A 26,014-nucleotide genomic window follows, 5' to 3' on the forward strand; every position below is an offset into this window, starting at 1 on the left:
GCGCATTCCCCAACCTGCCCCCACTTGCGCTGCCCGTCCACGCCATCATGGTCATACGGCCTGGCCGGGGATCCACTCGATACGGCGCGTGACGCCGTCCAGCTCTCCCTCCAGCGGGACCACGCCGATGCCGGGGTCGGTGGGCACCGTCAGATGGCCCTCGCGCACGACGAACGGCTCGGTGATGTCGGTCTTGTAGTAGCGCTCCGAGCCCGAGGTGTCTCCCGGCAGGGTGAAGCCCGGCAGGGCGGCGAGCGCGAGGTTCGCGGCCCTGCCGATGCCCGTCTCCAGCATTCCGCCGCACCAGACCGGCACGCCGTGCGCGGCGCAGACGTCGTGGATGCGTCGCGCTTCCAGGTAACCGCCCACCCGGCCGGGCTTGATGTTGACGATCGCGCAGGCGCCGAGCCGGATCGCGTCCGCCGCCGCGCGCGCCGACGTGATGGACTCGTCGAGGCAGATGGGTGTGCGGATCTGCTGAGCCAGCCGGGCGTGGGCGAGGATGTCGTCCTCGGGCAGCGGTTGCTCGATCAGCAGCAGGTCGTAGCCGTCCAGGCGGGCCAGGTGGCGGGCGTCGGCCAGGGTGTACGCGGCGTTCGCGTCGACCTGGAGCAGCAGGTCGTCCCCGAAGCGTTCGCGCACGGCACGCACCGGCGCCACGTCCCAGCCGGGCTCGATCTTGAGCTTGATGCGGACGTAGCCGGCGTCGAGATATCCGGCGACGCTGTCGAGCAGCGCCGGGATTGAGTCCATGATGCCGACCGAGACGCCACACGCCACCCGGTCCCGCACGGCGCCCAACTCGCGGGCCAACGGGCGTTCCGCCGCCCGTAGTTCGGCGTCCAGGACACCCATCTCCAGCGCTGCCTTGGCCATCCGGTGACCCTGGAACGGGGCCAGCGCGGTGGCAACCGAGCCGGCATCGAGACGGTCCGCGCGGGCGAGCGCCGGGATCAGGAAGCGGCGCAGCATGTCGGCGGCGGCGTCGGTGTATTCGGAGGAGTACAGCGGGCTCGCCATCGCCACGCACTCGCCCCATCCCTCGCCCTCGTCGGTGACGACGCGAAGGATCAGTGCTTCCCGGCTGGTGACGGTGCCGAAGGACGTACGGAACGGCGCCACCAGGGGCATGTCGATGTGGCGCAGCTCAACACCCGTCAGCTTCATCGTTCTTCCTCGCTCTTCGCGTCGGACTCCGTCATACGGGACGCCCCGGGGCGCCGCAGGATGTACCAGCCGCTCCGGTCGAAGCCGGTGACATGGGCGCCCTCCGCCATCAAGCCGCCCAGGACTTCGCGCAGTGCCGCGCGCCAGTCCTTGGCCGCCCCCGGAGCGGCAAGCCGCAGGCGCTCGATGTCCGCAGGGACCGCTACGAGCAGGGTGGAGGAGGCGAACGTGCCCGTCACCGGGCCGCCGCTGGGACCTCGGTCCAGGGCCACCGCGGCGCCCGCCGCCCGGCAGCTCGCGGCGTCGGCCGGGGCGAAATCGCCGGCGCAGGCCGCGCGGACCGGCTCACCGGCCAGCTGCCACCGCGTCAGCAGACGGTCGGTGTCGTCGCCGCCGTTGATGGCGTCATGGACGCCGCCGTAGAAGTTGGTCAGATACTCCTCGGGCCGGGCGCCGAGCTTGACCAGGTTGAAGTAGGCGTTGCGGCGGATCAGCGGGTCGAAGGTCCAGTGGATTTCCGACACGCCCCGCTGCAGGGACCAGGCCCGCTGATGCAGCTTGAGGGCATAGCCCACGCTGCGGCCGCGGGCCACCTCCAACACCCCGGCGATGTGGCTGTGCAGGGTTTCGTCGGCCGGCGCGCCGAAGAAGCCGACGCAGGCGCCGACCAGTTCGTCGCCGTCGAAGGCTCCGCCGACGTAGTTGCCCGACTTCGCCAGAGCCCGCAGCAGTTCGCCGGTCATCGGTGCGCCGAGGGGACCGGGCTGCCAGATGCCGTTGAACAGGCTGTGCACCGCGTCGAGTTCACGAGCGGAGGTCACCTCGCGGACCTGCGTCCCGGCGGCGGCCGCCGCCGCGGCGGCCTGGGTCACGGCTTCGCTCGCGACGGCGCGGATCGCTTCCCCGGCGGGTTCGCCAGGGTCGAGGACAGGCATGACGCTGCCTGCCGGTGGAACGTCCGTCATGAAGGGTCTCCCTCGGGCGGCCGGATGTTCCCGGCCGGCTGATACGCCCTGTCCCGGGGCGATGGATCGGCCAGCAGATCGTCCGTCAGGGCGGTCAACAGCGCGGTACGGCCGGGCAGTTCGGCGACGATCACATGCTCGTCGTCGGCGTGCGCTCCGCCCCCCACCGCGCCGAGCCCGTCCAGGGTCGGCGTGCCGACGCCCGCGGTGAGATTGCCGTCGGAGGCTCCCCCGACGGCCGCGCCAGTGGGCGCGGCCAGACCGAGCCGGTCGGCCAGGGTGACCGCGCGGGCGAAGAGCACGGCGGACGCCTCGTGTTCCAGCGGCGGACGGTTGGGGCCGCCGGTGATCTCCAGCCGGGCGCCGTCCGACACCGGCCGCAGCGCCCGCATCGCCCGGTCCACGCGCGCCTGTTCGGCCGCGTCCCGTACGCGTACGTCGACGGTGAACCGCCCGGCTTCGGGGACGGTGTTGGTGGTGGTACCCGACGTCAGTACCGTCGGCGTCACACTCGTACCCCGCCCGGGGTCGGCGAGCGCGCCCACCGCGATGACCTGATGGGCCAGTTCGAGCGTGGTGTTGACACCACGTTCGGGTTCGAGGCCGGCGTGCGCGGCCCGGCCGTACGCCTCGACCCCGTACAACGACACACCCTTGCGCGCGGTCTTGAGGGCGCCGCCGTCGGCGGAGGCCTCCAGCACGAGCGCCGCGGCGCAGCCGGACGCCTCCTCCTCGACCAGCCACCGTGACGTCGGCGATCCCATCTCCTCGTCGCCGGTGACCAACACGGTGACACCCGACGGGTCGGGCAGGGCCGCGACAGCATGGAACGCCATGACCAGTCCGGCCTTCATGTCGAAGCACCCGGGGCCGCGTACGACGCCGTCCTCGACCACGAAGGGGTGGCGGCCTAGCGAGCCGATCGGCCACACCGTGTCGTGGTGCCCGAGCAGCAGCACCCGCGCGGGCCCATCGCCCAGCCGCCACCGCAGATGCGTACGCCCCTCGATCGTGATCCGTTCGGGCCGGACGCCGAGCCGGGCGGTGCCCAGTTCGGTGACCACGTCGGCGCTCGCGGCGACGGCGTCGAGATCGGCGCTCGGTGACTCGCAGCGCACGAGGGTCTCGAGGTCGGCGAGCATCTGGGGCAGGGCCGCCGTCATGCGGGCGACAAGGGGGCGATCCGTCATGAGGTGGTCACCATGGGCGTGGCGCGTGCGCCGTGGTGCAGATACCGCTCGCCGCCGGCCAGTGTGTAGAAGATCACCGGACGCCAGGTGCGGGTGTCTTCGTCCCGTACGGCGAAGTGGTCACCGGAGGCGTCCAGGGGGAGCATGGTGTACTCCTCCACGGGGTCGGGGACCAGTTCGGCCAGCGGACCCGTGATGGTGATCCGCAGCACCCCCTCGCCGTCCCGCTCCAGGACCTCCATGCGTGCTCCGGCGCGCTCGTAGAGGCCGACGTGGGGTGCGAGGTCGACCGTGGGCGGATGCGCCGGTGGTGCCACCGTGCGCGGCATGTCGAGGCCGGCCAGCTCGGCGAAGAGCTCCTGGAAGAGGTCCTCGTACAGATCGCGTGCGTTGCCGCCGTTGGTCAGGAGTGTGACGGCGAGGCCCTCGGACGGCAGCAGGCGCAGGAACGCGGCCTGGCCGATGGTGTTTCCGTCGTGGCCCAGCACCAGTTGCCCGTCCCAGGTGAACCGGATCCAGCCGAGGCCCCAGGAGTCGCCGAGGGTGTACGGATCGGGCAGTTCGGCGTGCCGGTCGGCCATCTGCGTGGCCGCGGCCTCGCTGAGGAGTCGGCCGCCGTCCGCGGTGCGTCCGCCGTGCAGGTGTGCGCGGGCGAAGGCCAGCACGTCAGCGGCGGTGGAGGTGATCAGGCCGGCCGGTCCCAGTGAACGGGGCAGGCCCCACACCGGTGCCCGCCGCGGGGAACCGTCGTCGTCGAATCCGTCGTGGCCGACCGCCGCGCGGTACAGCAGCGCCTCCTCGGGCATGGTCACGGTGTGCCGCAGTCCCAGACGGGCGAAGACCCGCTCGTTGATCGCCTGGTCCCAGGTGGTACCGGTGATCTTCTCCACGACCCGGCCCATGAGGGAGAAGCCGGAGTTGCAGTACGACCATGTGGCGCCGAGGGGGTGGTTCTGCGGCACGTCCGCGAGGCCCGCGACGTATTTCTCCAGGCAGTCGTCGCCGCGCCCGGTGTCGGTGAAGACGTCGCCGTCGATGCCGCTGGTGTGCGTGAGCAGATGCCGCATCGTCACGGCCTTGGTGATCTCCGCGTCGGCCAGGGCCAGTTCGGGCAGAACGGTGATCAGTGGTGCGTCCAGGTCGAGCAGGCCCTCGTCGACCAGTTGCATGACCATGGTGGCCGTCCAGACCTTCGACACCGAGCCGATCTGGAAGAGCGAGTCGGTGGTCGCCGTCACCCCTGTCTCGACGTTGAGCACACCGTGGGCGGCCTCGACCAGCTCGTCGTCCTGGGCGCCGTTCGCGTCCGGACGGGTCCGCAGGATGCCGAGGGTCGCGCCGGGTACCCGGTGTCGCGCTGCCAGGGCGGCGAGCCGCCGCTGCCAGTGCGCGCGGTCGATCGGCGGCCGCCTCCTGCCCTCGCCGCCGGCGTACCGTTCCACCCACTCGGCGACCCGGCCGTTGAAGTCCAGCAGGTGCGACGGGGGGCCTTCGAGTACGAACAGGTGGGAGCCGCCGGGGTAGAGGACCATCTGGGTCGGCACGTCGCGCTCGCGCAGGGCGGTGTGCCACTGGGTGGCCTGGCCCACCGGGCAGACCAGGTCGTCGGTGCCGTGCAGGATCAGGGTGGGGGTGTGCACCTGGTCGACCCGGGTCAGGGGGGACATGGCGGCGTACCGGTCGGGATCCGCCCAGGGCGGTCCGCCGAATTCGTACGTGGCCAGGAAGTGCCCGTCCTCGGCGGAGCCGGCCATGCTGGTCAGGTCGCTGACGATGCCGCCGGCGACTGCGGCGGCGAACCGGTCGTCGTGGCTGGTCAGATAGCAGGTCATATAGCCGCCGTAGCTGTATCCCGTGACCGCGAGCCGGGCCGGGTCGGCGATGCCCTCGGCGACCAGCGCGTCCACCGGCTCCAGGAAGTCCTGCGCGTCGCCGACGCCCCATACTCCGTTGACGGCGTCGAAGAACGCCTCTCCGTATCCGTCGCTGCCGCGCGGGTTGATCAGCAGTACGTTCCAGCCGCGGGCGGCCAGGAGCTGGTGGTAGAGGTGAATGGAATCGGCGGCGGCGTTCCACGCGTTGTGCGGGCCGCCGTGTATGTCGAGCAGCAGCGGCCGCGGCGCAAAGTCATCCGCCGACCGCCCGCTGATCAGCCAGCCCTGGACCACGGTGCCGTCGGAGATGGTGAACTCCCGCTCCACGCGCGGGAACAGCTCGACGTCGGACAGGGGCGCACCGTGCGCGGTGCGGACGGTCCACGACCCCGACGTGAGGTCGAGGACGGCGATCTCGCCGAAGGAGGTGGGGGTGGCGAGGACGAGCGCGACGGTGCTGCCGCGAACCGTCATGCCGGAGATGGTGTGCCCGGCGCCGCCGAGCAGCAGGCGGGGTTCGTACCCCCGGTCCGTGCCGTCGAGATCGGCGGCGTAGAGGTGTGTGCAGCCGCGGTCGCGGACGCAGAACAGCACCGTGCGGCCGTCGCCGGTGAGTTGGGGCAGCGCGCCGGGGTAGCCGGGGCCTCCCGGCATGACATTGCGGTCGAGCGACGAGGCGAGGTCCGTGACACCCGTGCCGGATTCTCCGTCGACCGGGACGTGCAGCAGGCGTGCGTGGCCCACTGGTTCGCCGAGGTGGCCGACGACCAGCAGCGCGTCGCCGTCCGCCGTCCAGTCGGCGCTCGTGGCCACGCATTCGGCGGGGCCGACCCGTACGGGTGTCGCCGCGGGGTCGTCGACGGCGACGATGTGGGTGGCGGACTGCGCGGTCAGGTCGGCGTTGGGCGCCGTCGCGGCGGTGAACGCCAGCCGCGTGCCGTCCGGGGACCAGGCGGGCCGGGAGGCGTACCAGTCCCCGTCGGTGATCTGACGGCACCGGCCGGTGGTGAGGTCGAGGACGTGCAGATGCCGGCGGACGGTGCCGGCCAGCCCTGCCCCGTCGCTCTGGAAGTCGAGCCGGTCGACGACCACCGGCCGGCCCGTCGCGCTCGGTCCCGGCGCGTCCGGGACGGCGGCGATGTCGACCGGCGCGCTGAAGGCGATCCGGGTGCCGTCCGGGCTCCACAAGGGAGCACCGGCACCGAGGGGCAGCGAGGTCAACTGCTCGGCCTCGCCGCCGTCCACCGGCAGTTGCCACAGCTGCGGGGGGCCGTCGCTCGCGCGCAGGAAAGCGATCCGCGTACCGTCCGGCGACCAGCCCGGCGCCTGGTCACCGCCGCCTCGGGTCAACTGCCGGGCGTCGCCTGCGGCTCGGGCTATCAGCCAGAGGTTGTGGACGATCCGGTCGGCCTCCAGGTCGCTGGTGCGCAGCACGTACACGATCCGTTCGCCGTCCGGCGACAGCGCGGGATGCTCGGGGGTCGCGATGCCTGCCAGGTCCTCCAGGCGCAGGGACCGAGTCATGAAGGGCCTCCTCAGTGATGACGTGCGGGTGTGTAAGGGGCAAGAGAGCGCGGCGCGTTCACGTCGCCACGTCCGACGACGTGGACAGAGCGGCGGCGTAGTGGCAGGCGGTGGAGTGCATACGGCCAAGGGCGCCGACCGTGGGGTCGAGGCTCAGGCAGTCGGTACGGCTGGGCAGCGCCAGCGGTCCTACGGGACAGCGCGGGTGGAAGCGGCATCCGGCCGGCGCGTGGTGCGGGTCGGGCGGTTCGGTGTCCATGACGGCGCCGCTCTCCTCACGCACACCGTCCCCTGCGTATCCGTCCCGGTGCGGTGCCGCCGCCAGCAGCTCCCGGGTGTAGGGGTGCTGAGGGTCCGTCAGCACCTCGTGGGCGGGGCCGCATTCGACGATACGGCCGAGGTACATCACCGCGATGATGTCGCTGACGTAGCGCACCACGGCGAGGTTGTGCGAGATGAACAACATGCCCAGCCGGGTACGCCGTTGCAGGTCGCGCACGAGGTTGAGCACGGTGCCCTGCACCGACACGTCCAGCGCCGAGGTGATCTCGTCCGCGACGACGATCTGCGGCCGGGCCGCCAACGCCCGTGCCAGCGCGACGCGTTGGCACTGCCCGCCGGAGAGCTCGGCCGGCCGGGAGGAGACGTGCGCCGCGTCCAGGCCCACCAGGCCGAAGAGCCGGGCGACCTCGGCGCGACGCGTGGCGGCGTCGGTGCGCGGGATCGCCTCGGCCACCGAGTCGCCGGCACTCATCCGCGGGTCCAGGGAGGCGTACGGCTCCTGGAACACCATCTGCACCGCCTTGCCGGACCTGCCCGCCGTACGGTGACGGATGTCGCGGCCGTCGAGCAGGACCCGTCCCGCGGCGACCGGCGCCAGACCGACGGCCGCGCGGGCCAGCGTGGACTTGCCCGAGCCGGAATCCCCCACCAGGCCGACCACCTGCCCCGTGGGCACGGTCAGGCTCACCCCGTCGACGGCTCTCATGGCCCTGCGCCCGGTGCCGTAGCACACGGTGACATCCTCGAAGCGCAGCTCGCTCACGGCTGTTCACCTTCTTCAACGAGGGGTTCGGGCTCTTCGGCGGTGGGTCCGGCCTCCTCGGCGGCAGGTTCGGCCCCTACGGCGATGAATTCGGCGTCTACGGCGGTGAGTTCGGCGTCTTCGGCGGTGAGTTCGCCCCTTTCGCCGATGAATGCGGCCCCGTGCTCCGCGTCGGTCTGCGGATACCAGCAGGCGACCCGGTGGCCCGGCTCGACCATCTCCAGCCGCGGGTCGTCCGTGCGGCACCGGTCCTGCGCGAAGGGGCACCGGGCCGCGAAAGCGCACCCGGCCGGTATCCGGTCCGGTGTCACAGGCCGCCCCGGGATGACGGTGAGCGGCCTGTCGAGTTCGGTCTCCATGTGCGGCACCGCGGCGATGAGCGCACGTGTGTAGGGGTGTTGGGCCGTGGTGAGCAGCCGGTCCGAGGGGAGTTCCTCGACGATGCGCCCGGCGTACATCACCAGGACGCGGTCGCAGGTCTGCGCCACCACGTTGATGTCATGGCTGATCAGCAGGAGCGCGACGCCGTCCCCGGCGCGGATTCGGTCCAGCAGCCGCAGCACCTGCCGCTGCACGGTGACGTCCAGCGCCGTCGTGGGCTCGTCGGCGACGATGAGTCGGGGCCGGCCCATCAGAGCGAGGGCGATCATCGCGCGCTGGCGCATCCCGCCGGACAACTCGTGCGGGTACTGCGCAGCCCGCCGTTCGGCCGCCGATATCCGTACCTGGCGCAGTCGTTCGACGGCCCGCGACAGTGCCTCGGGTCGGCTGCTCCCGAGGTGCTGCTCCGCCGTCTCGGACAGCTGCCGCCCGATCCGCATGGTGGGGTTGAAGGAGGTCATGGGGTCCTGGAAGACCATGGCGAGCGAGGTGCCGAGCAGGCGCCGGTTGACGGCGCCGTGCGCCGGCTCGGTGAGCAGGGACGTACCGAGGAACTCGATCCGGTCGGCGTCCACCGCACCGGGATGCTCCACCAACCGGCTCACGGCGAGCGCGGTGAGGCTCTTGCCGGACCCCGACTCCCCCACGACGCCCACTGCCTCGCCCTCGCCGACGTGGAAGCCGACCCCGCGCACCGCGGTGACCGGACCGTCCGGGCCAGGGAAGCTCACCCGCAGCCCCTCCACCCTCAACACCGGCTGTTTGTTGGGGGCTTCGGCGTCATCCGCCACCGGTACCACCGCCGTGGCCGGGGTGGCCGTGGGCGACTTGGTGGGGCGTAGGGCGCGCGACCAGGACGCGGTGGGAACACCGACGGCCTTGGCCACGGCCTCTCCGGTGAGGTTGAAGGCCAGTCCGGCGATCACCACGGCGGCGCCCGGCGCCAGGGCGGCGGCGGGGTGGGTGTAGATGCCGTTGAGGCCCTCGCCGAGCAGCCGTCCCCAGTCGTACGACGGTGCCTGCACGCCCAGGCCGAGGAAGGAGAGCCCGGAGAAGGCGAGCAGCGCGCCGCCCGCGCCGATGGTGGCATTGACGATCAGCGGGTCGGAGACGTTCGGCAGGACATGGCGGGTGAGGACGCGCACGCGGCCGACTCCGGCGACGCGGGCCGCGTGGACGTAGTCCCGTTCGCTGAGGGACGCCACCAGGGTCTGGGTGAGCCGGGCGAAGCCGGGTGCCATCGCGAAGCCGATGGCGAGGACCGCGCCCTTGGCGCCGACCCCGAACACCACGGCGAAGAACAGCGCGAGCAGCAGCCCGGGGAAGGCCACGGCGACGTTGACGACCGCGGTCACCATTCGTCCGCCGCGGCGTCCCAGCAGGGCCGGTGCCACGCCGAGCACCAGGCCGGTCGCGACGCCCAGCGCGGTGGCGAGCAGGGCCAGGGCGATCGACAGCCGGGTGGCGACCAGCAACCGGTAGAAGATGTCCCGGCCCAGGTTGTCCGTGCCCAGCCAGTGCCGTCCCGAGGACCCCTGGAGGATCTGGCCGGTATCGATGGCGTCGGCTCGGCCGGACCACAGCAGCGGGGCGAACACCGCCAGCAGCAGGACGAGCAGCAGCAGCGTGGCCGCGCACCAGCCGAGCGGGGAACGCAGCACGCCGAGCAACCGGTTGCCGCCCGGTCGACCCCGCACATCACCGTCCTGCGCGGCGGCGCGGATCCCGCCTTGGGTTTCCTGCTCCTCGCCGGCCCTGAGGGCCTCGAACTCCACCGCCATCGGTCAGCTCTCCCGGATCGCGGAACGAGGGTCGAGCAGGGCCAGCGCGACGTCGACAGCGACGTTCACCAGCAGCACGCCGGTGCCGTAGACGAGGACGACGCCCTGCACGACGGGGTAGTCCTTGGACAGGATCGACTGCACGATGGTGCTGCCCAGGCCCGGCCAGGCGAAGACGTTCTCCACCAGCACGGTGCCGGCCACCAGGCTGCTCAGCAGCAGGCCGCCGATGGTGAGGCTCGCGGTCACGGCGTTGGGCAGGGCGTGCCGCAGATAGATCCTGCGGGGTGGCAGGCGTTTGGCGCGGGCGGTGCGGATGTAGTCCGCGTTCAGCACCGACGCCATCTCGATGCGCACGATGCGGGCCAGGACCGCCGCCGGGCCGGCGGCCAGGGACAGCACGGGCAGCACATAGGAGGACGGTCCGCCTCGGCCCGCGACCGGGAACCAGCCCAGTTGCACGCCGAAGACCCAGACGAGTCCCACGGCGAGGAGGAACTCCGGGATCGTCGCCACCAGGACACTGGTCGAGGTGAACACGAGCTCGCCGCCGTGGTGACGGCCACCGCGGGTCAGCACCGCCATCACCGTGCCCAGCGGCACCGACACCACCACCGCCAGCAGGAAGGACGCCACAGCGAGCGCGGCGGTGGACGGCAGCCGGTCACCGATCACCTGGCTCACGGGCAGGCCGCTGGTCACCGAGGTGCCGAGGTCTCCCCCTGCCAGGTTGCGCAGGAAACGCCAGTACTGCGTCGGCAGCGAGTCGTTCAGCCCCAGCATCTCCCGGCGCTGCTGCACCACCTGCTGCGAGGCGTTCATGCCGAGCGCGGCGCGTACGGGGTCGCCGGGGATGAGGTGGATCATCGCGAACGCCGCCGTGACCAGCACCCACACGGACAGCGCCAGCCGGGTCAGACGGCGCGCCGCGAAGCGGGCCCAGGGGTTCTCCAGCAGGCCGCTGACCAGGCCCGGCAAGGCGTGCGACTGCTCGGTGCCGGGACCGGAACCGGGGCCTGGGCCCGTGAGGAGCTGGTCGGCCGTCCGTGCGTTCATCCGTGTGCCTCCGGGTACGGCCGGCCGGTCATCCGACCATGCGGATCGTGGTCGGGGCGACGGAGCCGTCGGCCATGTCGAAGGTCGCGCCGTTGCCGAACACCGGCGTGGCCAGGTCGGCGAAGGGCACGACGTCGGCCTGCCGGAACAGCGCCTTCTCGGCGGCGGCCCATTCGGTACAGCCCTTCGCGCCGGTGAGCGCCGAGGCGGCCTTGACGTGGGCCTGGTACGCGGCGTTGTCGATCGAACCGAAGTTGTTCCCGCGTGGCGGGGTGGCACCCGAGACGAAAGGGACCGCCTGGGTGGGCAGGGTCACCGTCAGGGGCAGGAACATGGCGTCCCAGGAGCCCTGTCCGGAGATGACCTGGTCGAACTGGCTGTCGGCAGCGCCTCGCAGGGTGACCTTCACACCGGCCTTCTGCCAGACGGAGCGCAGCAGTTCCGCGGCGTTCTGCATCGGGGCGCCGCGGCTGCTCGGGTAGTAGAAGGTCAACGCGAGCTTCTTGCCGTCCTTCTGCCGAACGCCGTCGGAGCCCTTGGTCCAGCCGGCCTTGTCGAGGGCGGCCTCCGCGGCGGCCAGGTCGTGGCCCGGCAGGTTGCCGGCGACGGTGTCCGAGGTGCACGGTCCCTGGCCTTTGGCGACCAGGCCGGTGGGCGCTTCTCCGCTGCCGCTTGTGACCACCTTGCGCAGCTGCGTCAGGTCGAGGGCCTGCGTCAGCGCACGTCTGACCTCGGGGGCGGCCGTCGGCTCGCCGCGTCCCTGGTTGAACCACAGCTCACCCAGTGGCGCGTGCACCGCACGCTTGAAGTCGAGCCGGGCCGCCACCCGTTCCTTGTCCTGACCGGCGATCAGGGCCGCGTTGACCTCCCGGGCGAGCAACAGGTTGGCAGCGGTGGTCTCGTTGCTGACGACCTTCAGCACGACGGTGTCCGGAAGCCCCGCGGCATCGGCCTTCGAGCCGCCCGGCCCCCACGCATAGTCCTTGCGCCGGGTGAAGGTGTAGTGGTCGTCGACGACGGCCTGGGTGAGCGTGAACATGCCGGTGCCCGAGCCGCCCCGCTTCAGGATCGAACGGTTGGTGAGGCCCTTGCGGCACACGATGGGCAACGTGCCCACGTTGCGGCCGAGGAAGGCGTCGGCGCTCGGTGCGGTCACCGTGACGGTGCGGGATGCGTCGTCCGCCTTCGCCTTCGCTCCGACCGGCACATACAGCCCCGCCACGGTCGACCCGCTCTTCGGGTCACCGGCGTAGTTGATGTTGTCGGCCACGTCCTTCGCGGTGAGCGGGGTGCCGTCGGAGCAGGTGACGCCCTTGCGCAGGGTGTAACTCGCTGTCGTGGGCGTGCTCTTGTAGGAACTCGCCAGCGAGGGGACCTCCTTGCCGGAGGCGTCGACGGCCACCAGTGAGTCGTACATGAACAGGTCGGTCTGGTGCGCGACGGACAGTGTGGTGGCGTGCGGGTCGAGGTTGCCGGGGTCGGCGGGTATGGCGTAGGTGAAGGTCCCGCCGGCGGCGGGTCGGCCGGACGTGCTGGTGCCGCCACCGCTGCACGCGGTCAGCACGAGCGTCAGCGCCCCGGCCATCGCGATCGTCGTCGTCCCTGCGTACTTCATGGTGTCTCCAGCGGAAGGTCGCGGGCCGAGGCTCGCTGTCGGCCCGGGGCATCACTGAGCGGTACGGCGGTCCGCCCTGCCGGTGTGCAGGAACTGCGCGGGGCCGTCGGGCGTGCGCCCGACGAAGGCGTACGGCTGGTGGAAGCCGTGCTCCTCCTCCTTGGCGATGAGCGTGTCGCCGTCGAAGGCGACCAGCTCGACCGTGGTGGTCTCCATGCCCATGTCGGCAGCGAGCCCCTTGGGGACGCAGGTCACCCAGACCCGGCGGTCGTCGTCCTGGGTGACGGTGTTGTCGAACATGCGGGAGCTGTACGTGCCCAAAAAGCGGCCCGCGTCGACGGGTTGGGGGTCGGCGGGCGGCACCGGCATGGCGGGCAGGTCGACGTCCGCCAGTTCTCGCAGCAGGTGGCCCACGACCGCGTGGTAGAGGCCGAGGGTGTTGCCGCCGTTGGTCAGCAGGGCGATGGCGAGGTCGTGCTCGGGCACCAGCCGCATGAAGGCGGACTGCCCGATGGTGGAGCCGTCGTGCCCGATGAGCCCGGTGTCCTCACCGTCGAAGATCTCCCAGCCGAGCCCCCAGGCGTCACCCATCACGCCGAGGCGGGGCAGCTCCACCTCCCGCTCGCGCATGGCCTTGGCCGTGGCCTCGCTCAGTACGACGTTGCCGTTGTCGGCCGTGCCGTCGTTGAGGTGCATCCGGGCGAAGGCCAGCAGGTCGCGCGGGCGCATGGCGAGCAGGGAGCCCGCGGGCGAGTTCGAGGGGGCGATGTTCCATACGGGCGCAGGCTGAAGAGGCTCTCCGGGAGAGGGCGGCAGATGTCCGACCGCGGCCCGGTAAAGGATGGCCTCGTCCGCTCCGTGCGCCGCGTGGGTGAGACCGAGCGGAGTGAACAGGTGGTCACGCAGACAGGCGCCGTAGGGCTTGCCGCGCACCACCTCGACGAGCCGGCCCAGTACGCAGTAGCCCGCGTTGTTGTACGAGAACAGCTCGCCCGGCGCGAAGAGTTGAGGGACGTCGCCCAGACCGGCGACGTACTTCTCCACACAGTCGTCGTCCTTGCCCGTGTCCGTGAAGATGTCACCCTCGAACCCGGCGGTGTGGTTGAGGAGTTGCCTGACGGTGATCGCCGCCGCGGCGGACTCGTCGGCGATACGGAACTCCGGCAGGCGACCGCGTATCGGGGCGTCGAGCTCGACCAGGCCCTCGTCGACGAGCTGCATCACCAGGGTCGCGGTCCACACCTTGGTGATGGAACCGATCTGGAACAGTGTCTCGGCGTTCGCCTCCACCCCGGTCGACAGGCTCAGCACACCCGCACCGTGGTCGGCGACCTCTCCACCCAGGTCCACGGCGACCGCCGCACCCGGTACCTCGTACTCGTCGAGCAACGCGGGCAGTTGCTCTTCCCACCAGGCTCGTATCCGGTCGAGTTTCGTCATGCCGTGAACGTAGGGCCGCGCCCGCCGCCCCGATTCGTGACAGCGAACAAAGCCTCCCCCACGACTCCGTACGCCTGCACGAAGTCAGCGCCGGCAGGCCTGTGCCGAGGCCTCGCTCCACCGCCCGATCACACAACTCACTGCCCTACTGGGTTTTTCGGGCAGCCGCGGCGTCGTTCGGGGGACGGTGCCGGGTCCAAGGTCGGGCGTTCGGGGCGTGAGCCCGGTCGCGGGCTCTCACTCCAGCAGCAGCCGCGTCATCGATCTTGGTTCGTGGCCCGATGCCAGCCATGCCGTGGCCGCCGCGGTGAGCGGGAGGCCGACGGCGGTCAGGGCGAGGGGGAGGTAGGGGGCGCGGGCGAGGGTGCCCAGGTCGTCGGCGTAGGCGGCGAGGAGGATCGCGTAGGCTCCCGCGCCGCCCAGCAGGACGCCGCCCAGGGCGAGGAACCCGGCCGTCGCGGCCGTGAGGTTGCGCCGGATCGTCGTGGTCGCCCCGGTCGCCGTGAGCGTGCGCAGTTCGTCCGCTGCCTGGCCGCGGATCGTGCCGACGGTCATCGCGAGCACGCCGAGCGCCAGTACGGTGCCGCCGGCCACGGATGTCCAGCGCAGGGTGGCGAGTGTGTCCTGCTGGTCGCGGGCCTCGGTGACCAGGCCGTTGGCGGCGGCCAGATCGCGGGCTGCGGTGAGCTGCGCGGTGGTCAGGCCGTGTGGGGCCTGGATGAACCAGCCGACGGTGATCGGGTGCCAGCCGAGCCGGTGCAGTGCCGCGGGGGTGAGGAAGGCGTTGGGCACCGAGGTGTAGGCCGTGCCCCTGATGTGCTGGGTCCGGGCGGAGAGGTCGCGCTGCACGCTGCCCAGGAACTCCAGCCGGTTGCGGTTGGGGGTCAGCACGTCCGTGTCGGCGCGGGCCGCCGCCAGGTCGAAGCCGAAACGCTGCGCCGCCTCGGGGGTTGCGACGTACAGCGCCAAGCTGCGCCAGGTGTGCGCTCCCGCCTGCCGGCCGAGTTCCATGACCGGCTGCCCGTCGCCCGCGTCCACGTCGCCACCCTTGGACTGCGGGGTCTCGGGCGCATACGCCATCTCCAGCGGCGTCATCGTGGCGCCCAGGGCGGCGGCGTACTGGCCGACGGTGCCGCGCACCCGGGCCAGTTCGGCGGGACTGAGACGGGGGATGACGGGTTCCTTGGAACCGATCCGGATGAGGAGTTGGCCTGCCGCGAGGTTGCCCCGGTCAGCTGTCACCTGGCTTGCGGCGGCCAGCACGGACACGGCCACCGGGATGCCGATGGCGAGGGTGATCGCGGCGAGGGCGGCGCCGGAGCGGGCCTGGTGGCGTCCGAGGCCCCGCAGGGCGAGTCGCGCGGTGAAGGGCAGCCGGGTGGCTGTCGCGGCCAGCGTCCGGATACACAAGGGGCTGAGCAGAAGCAGGCCGAGGACGAACAGGGTGATGCCCAGCGAGATGAGCAGTCCGTTGGTGCGGTGTGCCGCCATCAGGGCACAAATGCCTGCGGCCAGCAGGGGTGCCGCCGCCCAGAGCGATTGCCGAGCCGGCACCGGGCGGGGCGGCCGCGCCGAGAGTGCCCGGGTGGCGGGGATGCGGGCCACCGTGCGGGCGGGCCACCAGGCTGCGGCCGTCGGCGCCGCCACGGCGGTCAGCGTCAAAAGGGCGAGCAGGGCCCAGGGCAGGGCGAGTCGGTCGATGCGGTGGCCGGCGGCCTGCTCCAGGTGCGGGGCGAGCGGCAGCCAGGCGACGGTGCCGGCGAGGGTGCCGGCGGCCGCGGCGAGGACACCGGTCAGGGCTCCGTGGGCGAGCAGAACGAGCCGTAGGTGGCGGGGGGTTGCACCGATCGAGGCCAGGATCCCGAGCTGACGCAGGCGGCGCTGGGCGAGGACGGCGAAGCCGGCGGCGGCGACCAGCGAGACGAGTAGCAGCACGATGCTGGCCAGGGCGAAGACGGCGGCTGTGACCGGCTGGCCCGGGCCCTTGCGGTCCAGGATGAATTTGGGGCTGTCGTCGGCCTGCCGGTATGCGGAGAAGGTATTTGGCGTGGCGTCGGCGAACACAACGGCCGAGGTCGCCGGGCGGTCCGCGACCTGTGGGCCGGGGGCGCTCAGAGCGAAGAGGTCGGCGAGCTTGTGCGGGTTTTCCACCAGGCCCGTGACGTGCAGCCGCTGTCCGTCGAGGGTGGCGTATGCGCCGGGCCGGGTATGGAAGAGGTCCGCGGCCACTCGGGTCAGGGCGACTTCCGTGGCCGAGACCGGATAGCGTCCGGCGACCAGCCGCAGCATGGGTGCGCTGTAGCGGCCATGGGGATTTTGTGCGCGGACGTCCAGTGCCCGCACCGAGCCGGGAATGGGCACGGCACGGTGGGAGATGACTTCCACGGTGCCCAACTGTGCTCGGGCGGCTGCTATTTGGACGCGGATCTGGTGCGTACTGCTGCCGTCGAGGCGTACCCGCTGCTGCGCTGAGCCGAAGGTGCCGGCGTCGGAGGGCGGATAGGCGTGTGCGGCGGCGAGGCCGCAGACGGCCGCGGCAACGGTGAAGGCGAGGAGGCAGACCAGCAGCAGCTGCTGTCGCCACTCGCGCCGCAGCATCCGCCACACCCAGCGCACCACGGCGCCGCGTGCGGGCAGGCCGCCGTCCGGCGGGCGGGTGTGCGGCGGGGCGGTGATCAAGGCGCTCACCGGCCGCTCTCCCCGGGGGAGGGCAGCAGGATCTCCGGCCCGTCCGGCGCCGCACTGGTGTCGACGATGCGGCCGTCGCGTACGAACACGACCCGGTCTGCCCAGGAGGCGAGTTGGGCTTCGTGGGTGACCAGCACAGCGCCCGCGCCCTGCCGGCACGCGGAGCGGATGAGGCGCATCACGCCCTCGCTGGTGTCGGTGTCCAGGGCGCCGGTGGGTTCGTCGGCGAGCAGCAGTCGCCGCTCGCCGACCAGGGCCCGGGCGATGGCCACCCGCTGGCGCATGCCCCCGGAGAGCTCGTCGGGGAAGGCGCTCGCGCGGTCGGCCATCCCGAGCTCCTCAAGGGCGCGCAGGCCCTCGGCGCGGGCCTGTCGCGCCCTCATGCCGTCGAGTTCGAGAGGCATGCTGATGTTCTCCACGGCGGTGAGGCCGGCCAGCAGGTTGAAGTCCTGGAAGACATAGCCGATATGGCGGCGGCGCAGACGGGCCCGGGCGTTGGGGCTCAGGCCGGACAACGGGGTGCCCTCGAAGAACACCTGGCCTTCGGTGGGTTCTTCCAGGCTCCCGGCGATGGTGAGCAGGGTCGACTTACCGGAGCCGCTGGGGCCCATGACGGCGACGAGTTCTCCCGCACATACCTGGAGATCGACGTCGTGGAGAGCGCGTACGCAGGCGGGTCCGGCGCCGTACGTCTTGGAGACGCTGCAGAGTTCGAGCAGGGCGGCGGTCATCGGGACACTCCGGGCAGCTCGGGCGCGGCGGCGGGGGCAGGAGCCTGGGGAGCGGCGTCCACTCGGTGGTGCCGGAGCCGCCCTTCGGCGGAGTCCAGCCAGCGGACCAGGGATTCGAGGCGGAACAGCTGCGCATCGGCGACCAGCAGGAGCGAAAGGTCGTCGGCCGCATCCTCCTTCAGGCGGGTGTACTGCCGCATCTGGCCGACCAGGTGCCGCCGATGCGCCTGCAGGATCTCGCGGACGTCGACGCCGGGCAGCCGCAGCGCGACCAGCACCTTGATCACGAGCTCGTCGCGGGGCGGCGCGTCGACGCCGGGTGGCGTACGCAGCCATGCGGCCAGTTCGTCACTGCCGGGCGGGGTGATCCGGTAGCGCTTTTGCGGCCCGTCCAAGGCGTCACCGGGATCGGAGGCGACCAGCCCGTCCCGCTCGAGGCGCTGCATCGTCGTGTACACCTGCCCGGTGTTGAGCGGCCATACCTCGCCGGTCCGCACCTCGAACTCCTGCCGCAACTGCAGCCCGTACTTGGGCCCTTCGCTGAGCAGCGCCAACAAGGCGTGCCGCACACTCATGAGACCTCCACACCCGCTCGCTGTATACCGGGTAGAGTACTCGGTATACAGGAGGTCGGCCAGAGCCGCGGGGCCTGTACCAAGGGGCCGGGCGCCGAGGACGCGTGGGCTTTGCCAGGGTGTGCGCCGTGGACGCCGGCGCGTCCTATGAACAGGCCGCTACGCGGGAACCGGCTGAAGCGCCGGGCCTTCGTGTACTGCCACGCTTGCTCGAACCGGTCGCCCCCCGAGGATTGCCAACCGTCAACACCGCCCCGGTGCGGCCCGACGACCAGACCGGCACCGGCAGGCGGCTGCCCGCGCCTCAACCAGCCGGAACAACACACACCACTGTTGGGGGCACCACGGCGGTCAGGGTGTGGGGCTCCGGGATGGCCGGTCCCCTGCTCCGGCGTCAACGGGTGTGCTGGGCAGACTCGTTGAGCGCTTTTTCCAGGTACCTATGGGCCGTCCACGGGCGTCGCGTGAAGAGCGGACGCGTCGTGCGCGCGCCGCTCCGGCGGTCAAGTGGCCTGCGCTGACGCACCGTTAGTGCTTCCGCACGCTCACCCACATGATGGACTCGCTCCGAATTCATCTGAATACGAAGGGTAGTTGACGGGGACGTCAGCGTTTTCGTCACGGCACGGGAGTCGTGCGGCCCGCCATCGCCGCAAGGTACTCACAGCCCTCTGGCGCGGCCGCGCCGTCTTCGACCCCTTCGAAGGGAGTTCTTGCTGGTGGACACTGTGATGTCCCGCCCGTACCAGCTGACCGCGCCGCCCAGGGGGCGGTGCATATCCATCGTGGCCCGGGTGTACGGGTATCCGCCGGACCACAATGCAGGCTCCGAATGGATGCTGCACTCGATGCTCCGCCCTCTGGCCGAACGCGGTCACCGGGTGGAAGTCTGGCTGTCGCACCCAGGGAGGATCGAGAAGAACTACGAGATCGACGGGGTGCAGGTCGTCCCCTATCAGGAAGGCATGGACTTCGCCGCTCATGCCCAGAAGGCGGACGTGCTGTTGTCCCACTTCGAGAACGTGCCTCTGATGGCAGGACTCGCCCGGGACCGGCTGATCCCCCTGGCCGTGATCTGCCACGACAACTTCGCGGTGAGCTTCCACAACGCGGCGGGAGCCGATCTCGTCGTGTACAACAGCGAGTGGATCAGGCGGGACGGAGAGATCTTCTACGCCCGTTACCCGCGGGAGTTCCTGCCCAGGAACAGCATCGTGGTCCGGCCCCCGGTGATCGCGGAGGAATACCACACCCAGCCAGGGGATTGTGCGACCCTCGTCAATCTCAATCCCGACAAGGGCGGCGAGGTCTTCTGGCAGATCGCCGCGTGGACCCCGGAATGGAATTTTCTCGGTGTCCGCGGCGCCTATGGGCGGCAGGTCATGCCGCCGCCACGGCTGCCCAACTGTGAAGTGGTGGACGGAGTGCCCGGGCAGCGCATGCGCGAGCACGTCTACAGCCGGTCGCGCGTGGTGTTGATGCCGAGCCTGTACGAGTCTTGGGGGCGGGTGGCCGTGGAGGCGTTCGCTTCGGGTATCCCGGTCGTCGCCCATCCCACACCCGGGCTCGTCGAGTCCCTGGGAGAGGCCGGGATCTTCGCCTACCGCGACGACCTCAACGCCTGGATCCATGCTCTGTCGTCGCTGCGGGACCCGGACAACTGGGCGCGGGCCTCCCGTCGGGCCAAGGCCCGCTCCATCGAACTGAGCGCGGCTCCCGACCTCGACCTGTGGTCCGACGCCGTCGAAGCACTGAGCAGGACCGGCCGGCGCCACGGAGTGCGCAGGCGGGCCATCGGCACGCTCGTCGACGCCGGCGACATACGCCCTGTCCCCGGTGACGGTGCCGCGGATCCGGCGGCCGACCGACGCACCTGCCCCTGAAAGTAACACCCACGGCAACGCCACGCCTTACCTGGGAAACGCCCGCGACGGCGGCCAGGCACCGGCCTTCTCCGACATCGACCTCGCCCTCAACGACAACGGATCACACGTAGTGATGTGGGTCTGCGCCAGCGCCGACAACAACGCGCCGGGAGGCAACAGCCAGGTGGCCTCCACCATCGGCCACCGCACGTCACCCTTCACCGCCGTCGCGATCATCTGAGGACCGCGACGGCGTCCACCCCCTTGCCACGGGAGGCAGACCGCAATGCCGCCAAGGACGGATTCAGCACGTCACCGACCACGCGGGCCACCCACGCGAGGCGTCCCTAGGGCTCTCGGCGCTGCCGAAGCGCCGGCACAAACACGCGATGGCTTGCCAGCAAAGGAGATCAGCATGATCGATACAGCGACACCCGAAGACACCACCTCAGCGCCGGCCGCGCTGACGACCGGAATCGAGACACTGGGCCACGCGAACCGGTTCGCCGTCTGGGACTCCGAGTTCCGCTACGACGGCCGTCTTCGCGTCCCGGTGGGCGTGAGGATCACCAAGGTTCGCTACGCGTACTACGGCAACGACAAGGCCGAGACGGAGGCAGTCCGGCTGCTGCGTGGCAGCATGGGCGTGGACCAGCAGTACGAGGTCATCGACCTGACCTTCCTGGCGGACTCCGACGTCATCACCTTCACCCTGCGCGGTGACCTCAACGTCGACGCGGCGCCCGACAAGGGCCAGTACAGCAAGACGTACCCGATCCTGGTGAGGGTCGACCTCAGCAACGGCGAGACCCGCACGGCCAGCCCGCAGGTGGAGGTGCTCTGGCCCGAATACATTCCGGACCAAGGCAGGATCGGGCGCCCCTTCGTCCGCCTGCCCTGGGACTACGTCTGGGGCGGAAATCCCAACAGCCAAGCCGGGTTCGGCTACGTCGCGGACAGTGGTTACATCCCCGGCGACAAGCTCATCGTCGACCTGGTCAACCCGCGCCAGGGCAGGGACGTCCCCGGCAGTCACAGCGACTTCGTCTACTACCAGCTGGTACACGAGGACGGCACTCCATCCCACCTCACCACCACCCCACGCAAACTGAAGGTGGAGGGGCACGCCGACGCCGGGACCAGCCGCAAGCAGACGCTGGGTGCCATCGACCTGCGCGAGGCAGGTGACAAGCCGGGGTACTACCGCTTCCTGGTGTGGCCGCAGGCCACTGACCCCAGTGGCGAGCCGAGCGCGACCAGCTGGGACCCGAGCAGGCCCGGGGACGCCTTCCAGGTCGGCAGCCTCTACTACCGCTACACCGCCCCTCACAGCGCGCAGTTCTCGGTGAGGCCGGGCGGTCCGCCGGACGTGCGGCTGGACGGCGACCATTCCGTCGGCTATCCGGGAGTGCGGCTGGAGGCCCAGGACGGCCCCGTACCTCCGCAGACCGTCCGGGTCACTCTGCCCCAGGGCATGGGGCTGCAGTTCGTCGAAGAGGGCAACCCCGGCTACCAGTTGACCGTCCAGGACGCCGACGGCACTGTGAAGCCGTACCCAGGGCGCCTGTCGGGGGACGGCCAGACGCTCACGTTCGATAACGTCGATCTGGACCTTCTGACCAGGGGATCCAGGTCCACGATCTGGGTGGCGGTGAAGGCCACCGACACCACCACCGCCGCACGCACATCCCTGACGTTCCACGTGGGAAACCAGAGCAGCCAGTCCACCCCGATCGAGGTCACCTAGGCCGGCGCGCGCCCGGCAAGTCTGGGCGCGGGCAGGCCGGTGTCGCGCGCAGCACAACTGCCCGTTGCTGCACTGGCGTTGGGGTAGTCGAAGGGACCGGCAGCCCGGGACGTATCCTGCCGTCCCGGGCCCGGTGCCGGTGCCGGTGCCTGGGGTCAGGCGGTCGGGGTCCACCTCTGCGCCGCCGTGCCGTTGCAGTCGTAGATCTGCAGTTGGGTTCCGTCGGCAGTGGCGGCTGCCGGGTCGTCGAGGCAGCGGCCCGACTGCGGGTTGACCAGTGAGGAGTTGGGGCCACTCACCCAGCGCTGTGCCCCGGTTCCGTTGCACTGCCAGAGCTGGACCTTCGTCCCGTTCGCCGTGCCGCTGTTGCTCACGTCGAGGCAGCCGCCGCGCGCACGCAGGGTGCCGCCCGCGTCCGGCACGTACGTCCACTGCTGGGCGTCGGTGCCGTTGCAGCCGTACAGCTGTACATGGGTGCCGTTGGCCGTTCCGCCGCCCTGCACATCGAGGCACTTGCCTGCGATGCCCGAAGAGAACGCCGCGGTGTGCAGCTCGCCCTGGGACTTGAGCGCCGTCTCCACGAGCGTGGCCGCCGCCCGCATTCCCGCCTCGTTGGGGTGGTAGGTCGAACGCCCAGCACTGGGACGGTAGTTCTCCACCCAGGGGTCCGCGGAGCAGGCGTCGTGTCCGTGGCTCGCGGCGGCCAGGTCGACCAGGGTGGCTCCCGTGGCGTGTGCCGCAGTGGCGGTCGCGTCCGCCAGGCGCGTGGCGATGCTGCGCTCGAAGGCTGCCTGGTCGCCGGTCAGCGGAACATTCGTGCACACCCCGGCATCCGGCAGGATGGTGAAGTAGTTGACCAGGTAGACATGCGCCTGTGGTGCAGTGCTGTGCACGGCGTTCACGACGTTCTCGATCCGACCGGCCACCTCCGGGAAGGTCCGGTTGATCGCGTCCTGGTCCACGCTGCCGCAGTTGGTGCCGCCAGCGGTCTGGCAGGAATAGACGTTGATGCTGCCCAGGTAGTCGACATCGTTGCCGCCGATGGTCACCGTGACCACACGGGTCGACGGGGTCACGGCCTGGACCTGCGGAGGTTGCCCCGCCTGACTCACCGTCAGCAGGTTCGCGGTGGTCGCGCCGCTGCACGAGACGTCCGTAAGGTTCGCCCCGGACTCACGGGCTACGACACTGGCGTAGTTGTTGGCCGACCGCGCGCACGCCGACGCTCCGCTGCCCGTCTGTGCGGGCGGAATGCCGGGTCCAGCCGCGTAGGAACTGCCCATAGCGACGTAGTCGAGCCCGGAGGCAGCGGCTGAGGCGGCTGCGGGGCGAGGAGCATCCTGTGTCGCTGCTTCGGCCTGGGCAGTCGCCGCGGGCACGGTCAGTGCCGCGGCAAACGCCGCCGCGACGGCGCACGCGGCGCGAGCTCTCTTCCAGGGGTGGACGCGGCTTTTCGTACGCGGACCCAGCATCGGGTTCCTTTCCACTCCACGTGGCCGGGAACGGCAAGGGTGCGGGACCGCACCGCGGCCTGGCAACGTTGTCGCCCCGCACCCTAACGGGCGACGGCGCCCGGGCCAAGAGCACAGAAGAGCACAGAATCAGCCTCACCTGCTCGGTACAGGAACCGCGTTGCCTGCGGCGTTGCACCGCACCGTCCATGCAGTCGTCTCCCCCGGCTCGTAGACCCTGACATCCACATCGGGGGGACGTCGGCTGCCTGACGTGTCGGCGTTGGCGGCCGTGCAGATGATCTGGCTGAGGCCGAGGCCGCCTCCGTTCATCTGCGCGACGGACACCGGGAGATGCACATCCACGGCTCCGTCTGCGGCACTCGCCGTCAACCGACCTGGGAACGAGGGCACTTCAGTGACCAGGCCGCGAGCCTTCTCAGCCGTATCGGGCCCCTTGAGGAGGAGGTCGAGGGCCTGTTGCGGGGTCGCTCGGGCGTCGACTTTGCGGGGTGCGGCCTCAATGCCGTAGGGGCCGACGAAGTAGAGACGGGCGTACTGGGCCACGGAATCGGCCCTCAAGCCCGAGGCCGGGGCACCGGCCGGAACCGGACCGGTCGAACCGACACCGCAGCCCGCCAGCATCAACGCAAGCGCCGACACAAGGATGACGTGGCAGGTGAGCCGGCGCACTACGCCTCCCCCTCCTTCGCGGGCCGGTGCGGGAGGACGATCGTGAACACCGCTCCCCCCTCAGGGAGGTTGGCCGCGGTGAGACTTCCGTCGTGCAGGCGTACGTTCTCCCGCGCGATGGCGAGCCCGAGCCCGCTGCCTTCGGAGCGGCTCCGAGCGGCGTCCGCCTTGTAGAAGCGGTCGAAGACGTGCGGCAGGACCTGGTCGGGGATGCCGGGGCCACGGTCGGCGACGGTGATCACCACGGCTTCCTGGCCGACCGTCGCCCGGACGGTGACGGGTGCGGCGCCGTGTTTGAGCGCGTTGCCGATCAGGTTGGCGAGGACGATGTCGATACGGCGTGAGTCGATACGGATCCGTGCATCGTGTGCGGGCAGTTCGGTGATGACCTTGTCCGGCGCCGGCCAGCCGCGCAGTTGAAGCGTCTTGTGGATGAGGGTGTGCAGACTCACCTCGTCCCGCTGGAGCGTCGCGGCGCCCGCGTCGAAGCGGGATATCTCCATCAGATCCTCCACCATGACGACCAACTTGCGCGTCTCGTCGCTGATCAGACGGACCGCGTCGGCGGTGTCCGGGGGCAGGCCGCCCGTGCGGGCGTCGTCGTCGAGGGCGTCGGTGACGGCCACCATCGCGGCCAGCGGGGTGCGCAGTTCGTGGGAGACGTCGGAGGCGAACCGGCGGGCGTTTGCCTCCATGCGCCGCAGTTCGGCGTCGTCGTGCTGAAGTCTGGCGGCCATGGTGTTGAAGGTGTTGGTCAGTGCGGCGAGTTCGTCGCTGCCGTTGACGTCGAGACGCGTGTCCAGATCCCCCCGCGTGATCTTCTCGGCCGCCGCGCGCAGCCGGCCCACCGGGCGCAGCACCCGCCGGGCGGCGAACAGGGCGGGCAGGACGGCCAGGACGAGCGCCGGGACGGCTCCCGCCCAGGCCGCGGTGATCAGGGCGGAGACGTCGGCCTGTTCACGATCCAGTGAGACCACCGCGTAGACGACGAGCCCCGATCGCTTCTCCGCTGTCGCGCCCAGGTCGGTGTGGTTCACGGGCATCCCGATGATCAGCCGCGGCTCACCGGGGCCCGCCACACGCTCGTAGAACGTGCTGCTGCCGCTCTTCACCGCGGCGCGCAGCGAACCGCTGACGTCACTGGCCGTGCCGATCAACGGACCGCCGGCACGGGAGACGGCCGTGTGCCAACCGCGCGAGCCGGAGGCGAGGTCGAGTTGGCGCGCGAAGACGCGCAGGTCCGCATCGGTCGGGTCGGACGGCAGATTGGGGACGAGCGAATCGACTTGGAGACGCAGGTCGTTGACGGCGCCCTTCTGGGTACGGTCCAGGATCGAGCTACGCGCCTGGTGGAAGGTGAGCGCTGCGGTGATGAGCGAGCTGAGCGCCGCGACGAGCAGGAAAACGACGACCATGCGCGGGCGCAGACCGTGGACGGGCGCGAGTCTCATGCGGGCAGCGGGCCGAAGCGGTAACCGAACCCGCGCACGGTCTGGACGTACACCGGATGGCGCGAGTCCTCCTCGATCTTGGCGCGGAGCCGCATCACGCAGGCGTCGACCAGGCGGACGTCTCCGTAGTAGCTGTGCTCCCAGATGTCCTCGAGCAGCTGCTGACGGCTGAAGGTCCGCTCGGGTGCGGCGCTCAGGAACAGCAGTAGCTTCAACTCCGATGGAGCGAGGGCGAGTTCCGCTCCGCGTTTGCGGACGATGAGCGCGCTGCGGTCGATGTCCAGATCGCCCACGGTGACCCGCCCGGCGTCCGCGCCGGTGTCGGACGGGGAAGGCGCCACGCGACGCAGGACCGCACGCATACGCGCCTCGATGAGCGCGACACTCGCGGGCTTGACGACGTAGTCGTCCGCGCCCGCCTCCAGTCCGATCACCACGTCGACGTCGTCGGTGCGCGCCGACAGGATCACGATCGGCAGGCGGCTGGTCGCGCGGATACGGCTGCAGACCTCCAGACCGCTCATTCCGGGCAGCATCAGATCGAGGAGTACGAGGTCGGGTTTGAAGGCGGCCAGCGCCTCCAGACCACTCTCGCCGGTGCCGACGGCCTCGGTCTCGTGCCCGTTGCGGGACAGGCCCAGCACGACGCCCCGGCGCACGGCCGGATCGTCCTCGATCAGCAGCACACGGCTCATGCGGACGGGATCCCTTCCCACAGACTCCGGACATCAGGTTTCACAGGAGCATCAGTCGGCTTCCGACCACGCGGTCAGGC

The 26,014-nt window shown here is 70.9% G+C and carries 19 protein-coding genes; 3 read left to right on the forward strand and 16 right to left on the reverse strand.

Going from position 1 to position 26,014, the window contains the following annotated elements; all coding sequences use genetic code 11:
- Positions 1-51: 51 nt before the first annotated feature.
- The 12 genes from menC to JYK17_RS25610 form a co-directional block, all read right to left on the reverse strand.
- A complete protein-coding gene (gene menC, locus JYK17_RS25555) occupies positions 52-1,167 on the reverse strand; it encodes an o-succinylbenzoate synthase (protein WP_108015225.1) in 1,116 nt (371 codons plus the stop codon).
- The gene (locus tag JYK17_RS25560) at positions 1,164-2,132 is read right to left on the reverse strand and encodes a GNAT family N-acetyltransferase (RefSeq protein WP_108015224.1); all 969 of its coding nucleotides are present in this window, start codon (positions 2,130-2,132) and stop codon (positions 1,164-1,166) included. Before JYK17_RS25560 ends, menC begins: the two co-directional genes overlap by 4 nt.
- A complete protein-coding gene (locus tag JYK17_RS25565) occupies positions 2,129-3,322 on the reverse strand; it encodes a M20 family metallopeptidase (protein ID WP_222811256.1) in 1,194 nt (397 codons plus the stop codon). The genes JYK17_RS25560 and JYK17_RS25565 overlap by 4 nt, the downstream gene beginning before the upstream one ends.
- Positions 3,319-6,720, reverse strand: coding sequence for a serine hydrolase (locus tag JYK17_RS25570; RefSeq protein WP_222811257.1), 3,402 nt, complete (start codon positions 6,718-6,720; stop codon positions 3,319-3,321). The genes JYK17_RS25565 and JYK17_RS25570 overlap by 4 nt, the downstream gene beginning before the upstream one ends.
- A gap of 58 nt (positions 6,721-6,778) precedes the next feature.
- Positions 6,779-7,765 carry an ABC transporter ATP-binding protein gene (locus JYK17_RS25575; RefSeq protein WP_222811258.1) on the reverse strand — a complete coding sequence of 329 codons (987 nt, stop codon included), beginning with the start codon at positions 7,763-7,765 and terminating at the stop codon, positions 6,779-6,781.
- Complete coding sequence (locus tag JYK17_RS25580; RefSeq protein ID WP_222811259.1) at positions 7,762-9,927, reverse strand: dipeptide/oligopeptide/nickel ABC transporter permease/ATP-binding protein; 2,166 nt, start codon at positions 9,925-9,927, stop codon at positions 7,762-7,764. The genes JYK17_RS25575 and JYK17_RS25580 overlap by 4 nt, the downstream gene beginning before the upstream one ends.
- Before the next feature lie 3 nt (positions 9,928-9,930).
- Positions 9,931-10,983, reverse strand: a complete 1,053-nt coding sequence (locus JYK17_RS25585) for an ABC transporter permease (RefSeq protein WP_219917706.1) — start codon at positions 10,981-10,983, stop codon at positions 9,931-9,933.
- A 28-nt stretch (positions 10,984-11,011) separates the two neighbouring features.
- Positions 11,012-12,598: an ABC transporter substrate-binding protein gene (locus JYK17_RS25590; RefSeq protein WP_128800827.1), complete on the reverse strand. Its 1,587-nt coding sequence runs from the start codon at positions 12,596-12,598 to the stop codon at positions 11,012-11,014.
- A 51-nt stretch (positions 12,599-12,649) separates the two neighbouring features.
- A complete protein-coding gene (locus JYK17_RS25595) occupies positions 12,650-14,038 on the reverse strand; it encodes a serine hydrolase domain-containing protein (RefSeq protein WP_222811260.1) in 1,389 nt (462 codons plus the stop codon).
- A gap of 237 nt (positions 14,039-14,275) precedes the next feature.
- Positions 14,276-16,726 carry an FtsX-like permease family protein gene (locus tag JYK17_RS25600; protein ID WP_108015218.1) on the reverse strand — a complete coding sequence of 817 codons (2,451 nt, stop codon included), beginning with the start codon at positions 16,724-16,726 and terminating at the stop codon, positions 14,276-14,278.
- Positions 16,723-17,457 (reverse strand): ABC transporter ATP-binding protein, encoded by a 735-nt coding sequence (locus JYK17_RS25605; protein WP_108015217.1) that lies wholly within the window; start codon positions 17,455-17,457, stop codon positions 16,723-16,725. The genes JYK17_RS25600 and JYK17_RS25605 overlap by 4 nt, the downstream gene beginning before the upstream one ends.
- On the reverse strand, positions 17,454-18,032 hold the full coding sequence (locus JYK17_RS25610; protein WP_108015216.1) for a PadR family transcriptional regulator: 579 nt from the start codon (positions 18,030-18,032) through the stop codon (positions 17,454-17,456). Before JYK17_RS25610 ends, JYK17_RS25605 begins: the two co-directional genes overlap by 4 nt.
- Before the next feature lie 719 nt (positions 18,033-18,751).
- Between JYK17_RS25610 and JYK17_RS25615 the strand changes: the two genes are divergently transcribed.
- The 3 genes from JYK17_RS25615 to JYK17_RS25625 all read left to right on the forward strand — a co-directional run bounded on the left by JYK17_RS25615 (position 18,752) and on the right by JYK17_RS25625 (position 21,644).
- Entirely contained in the window at positions 18,752-19,915 is a 1,164-nt protein-coding gene (locus JYK17_RS25615) for a glycosyltransferase family 4 protein (RefSeq protein WP_372465277.1), read from the forward strand.
- Positions 19,869-20,138 carry a hypothetical protein gene (locus tag JYK17_RS25620; RefSeq protein WP_222811261.1) on the forward strand — a complete coding sequence of 90 codons (270 nt, stop codon included), beginning with the start codon at positions 19,869-19,871 and terminating at the stop codon, positions 20,136-20,138. The genes JYK17_RS25615 and JYK17_RS25620 overlap by 47 nt, the downstream gene beginning before the upstream one ends.
- Before the next feature lie 174 nt (positions 20,139-20,312).
- Complete coding sequence (locus JYK17_RS25625; protein WP_108015214.1) at positions 20,313-21,644, forward strand: hypothetical protein; 1,332 nt, start codon at positions 20,313-20,315, stop codon at positions 21,642-21,644.
- 155 nt (positions 21,645-21,799) lie between these two features.
- Here the strand turns inward: JYK17_RS25625 and JYK17_RS25630 are convergent, their stop codons facing one another.
- The 4 genes from JYK17_RS25630 to JYK17_RS25645 all read right to left on the reverse strand — a co-directional run bounded on the left by JYK17_RS25630 (position 21,800) and on the right by JYK17_RS25645 (position 25,934).
- On the reverse strand, positions 21,800-23,116 hold the full coding sequence (locus JYK17_RS25630) for a ricin-type beta-trefoil lectin domain protein (protein ID WP_222811262.1): 1,317 nt from the start codon (positions 23,114-23,116) through the stop codon (positions 21,800-21,802).
- 135 nt (positions 23,117-23,251) lie between these two features.
- On the reverse strand, positions 23,252-23,788 hold the full coding sequence (locus JYK17_RS25635) for a hypothetical protein (RefSeq protein WP_222811263.1): 537 nt from the start codon (positions 23,786-23,788) through the stop codon (positions 23,252-23,254).
- Positions 23,788-25,239 (reverse strand): ATP-binding protein, encoded by a 1,452-nt coding sequence (locus tag JYK17_RS25640; protein ID WP_222811264.1) that lies wholly within the window; start codon positions 25,237-25,239, stop codon positions 23,788-23,790. Before JYK17_RS25640 ends, JYK17_RS25635 begins: the two co-directional genes overlap by 1 nt.
- Positions 25,236-25,934, reverse strand: a complete 699-nt coding sequence (locus JYK17_RS25645) for a response regulator transcription factor (RefSeq protein WP_222811265.1) — start codon at positions 25,932-25,934, stop codon at positions 25,236-25,238. The genes JYK17_RS25640 and JYK17_RS25645 overlap by 4 nt, the downstream gene beginning before the upstream one ends.
- Positions 25,935-26,014 lie beyond the last annotated feature (80 nt).

It is taken from the genome of Streptomyces plumbidurans, assembly GCF_019857225.1.
Classification (GTDB): domain Bacteria; phylum Actinomycetota; class Actinomycetes; order Streptomycetales; family Streptomycetaceae; genus Streptomyces; species Streptomyces plumbidurans.

Excerpts from the sequence above, each read along its gene's own strand:
- menC (WP_108015225.1), bottom strand. The coding sequence starts at position 1,167 with ATGAAGCTGACGGGTGTTGAGCTGCGCCACATCGACATGCCCCTGGTG.
- JYK17_RS25560 (WP_108015224.1), bottom strand. The coding sequence starts at position 2,132 with ATGACGGACGTTCCACCGGCAGGCAGCGTCATGCCTGTCCTCGACCCT.
- JYK17_RS25625 (WP_108015214.1), top strand. The coding sequence starts at position 20,313 with ATGATCGATACAGCGACACCCGAAGACACCACCTCAGCGCCGGCCGCG.
- JYK17_RS25590 (WP_128800827.1), bottom strand. The coding sequence starts at position 12,598 with ATGAAGTACGCAGGGACGACGACGATCGCGATGGCCGGGGCGCTGACG.
- JYK17_RS25585 (WP_219917706.1), bottom strand. The coding sequence starts at position 10,983 with ATGAACGCACGGACGGCCGACCAGCTCCTCACGGGCCCAGGCCCCGGT.
- JYK17_RS25580 (WP_222811259.1), bottom strand. The coding sequence starts at position 9,927 with ATGGCGGTGGAGTTCGAGGCCCTCAGGGCCGGCGAGGAGCAGGAAACC.
- JYK17_RS25570 (WP_222811257.1), bottom strand. The coding sequence starts at position 6,720 with ATGACTCGGTCCCTGCGCCTGGAGGACCTGGCAGGCATCGCGACCCCC.
- JYK17_RS25595 (WP_222811260.1), bottom strand. The coding sequence starts at position 14,038 with ATGACGAAACTCGACCGGATACGAGCCTGGTGGGAAGAGCAACTGCCC.
- JYK17_RS25640 (WP_222811264.1), bottom strand. The coding sequence starts at position 25,239 with ATGAGACTCGCGCCCGTCCACGGTCTGCGCCCGCGCATGGTCGTCGTT.
- JYK17_RS25565 (WP_222811256.1), bottom strand. The coding sequence starts at position 3,322 with ATGACGGATCGCCCCCTTGTCGCCCGCATGACGGCGGCCCTGCCCCAG.
- JYK17_RS25605 (WP_108015217.1), bottom strand. The coding sequence starts at position 17,457 with ATGACCGCCGCCCTGCTCGAACTCTGCAGCGTCTCCAAGACGTACGGC.
- JYK17_RS25630 (WP_222811262.1), bottom strand. The coding sequence starts at position 23,116 with ATGCTGGGTCCGCGTACGAAAAGCCGCGTCCACCCCTGGAAGAGAGCT.
- JYK17_RS25645 (WP_222811265.1), bottom strand. The coding sequence starts at position 25,934 with ATGAGCCGTGTGCTGCTGATCGAGGACGATCCGGCCGTGCGCCGGGGC.
- JYK17_RS25610 (WP_108015216.1), bottom strand. The coding sequence starts at position 18,032 with ATGAGTGTGCGGCACGCCTTGTTGGCGCTGCTCAGCGAAGGGCCCAAG.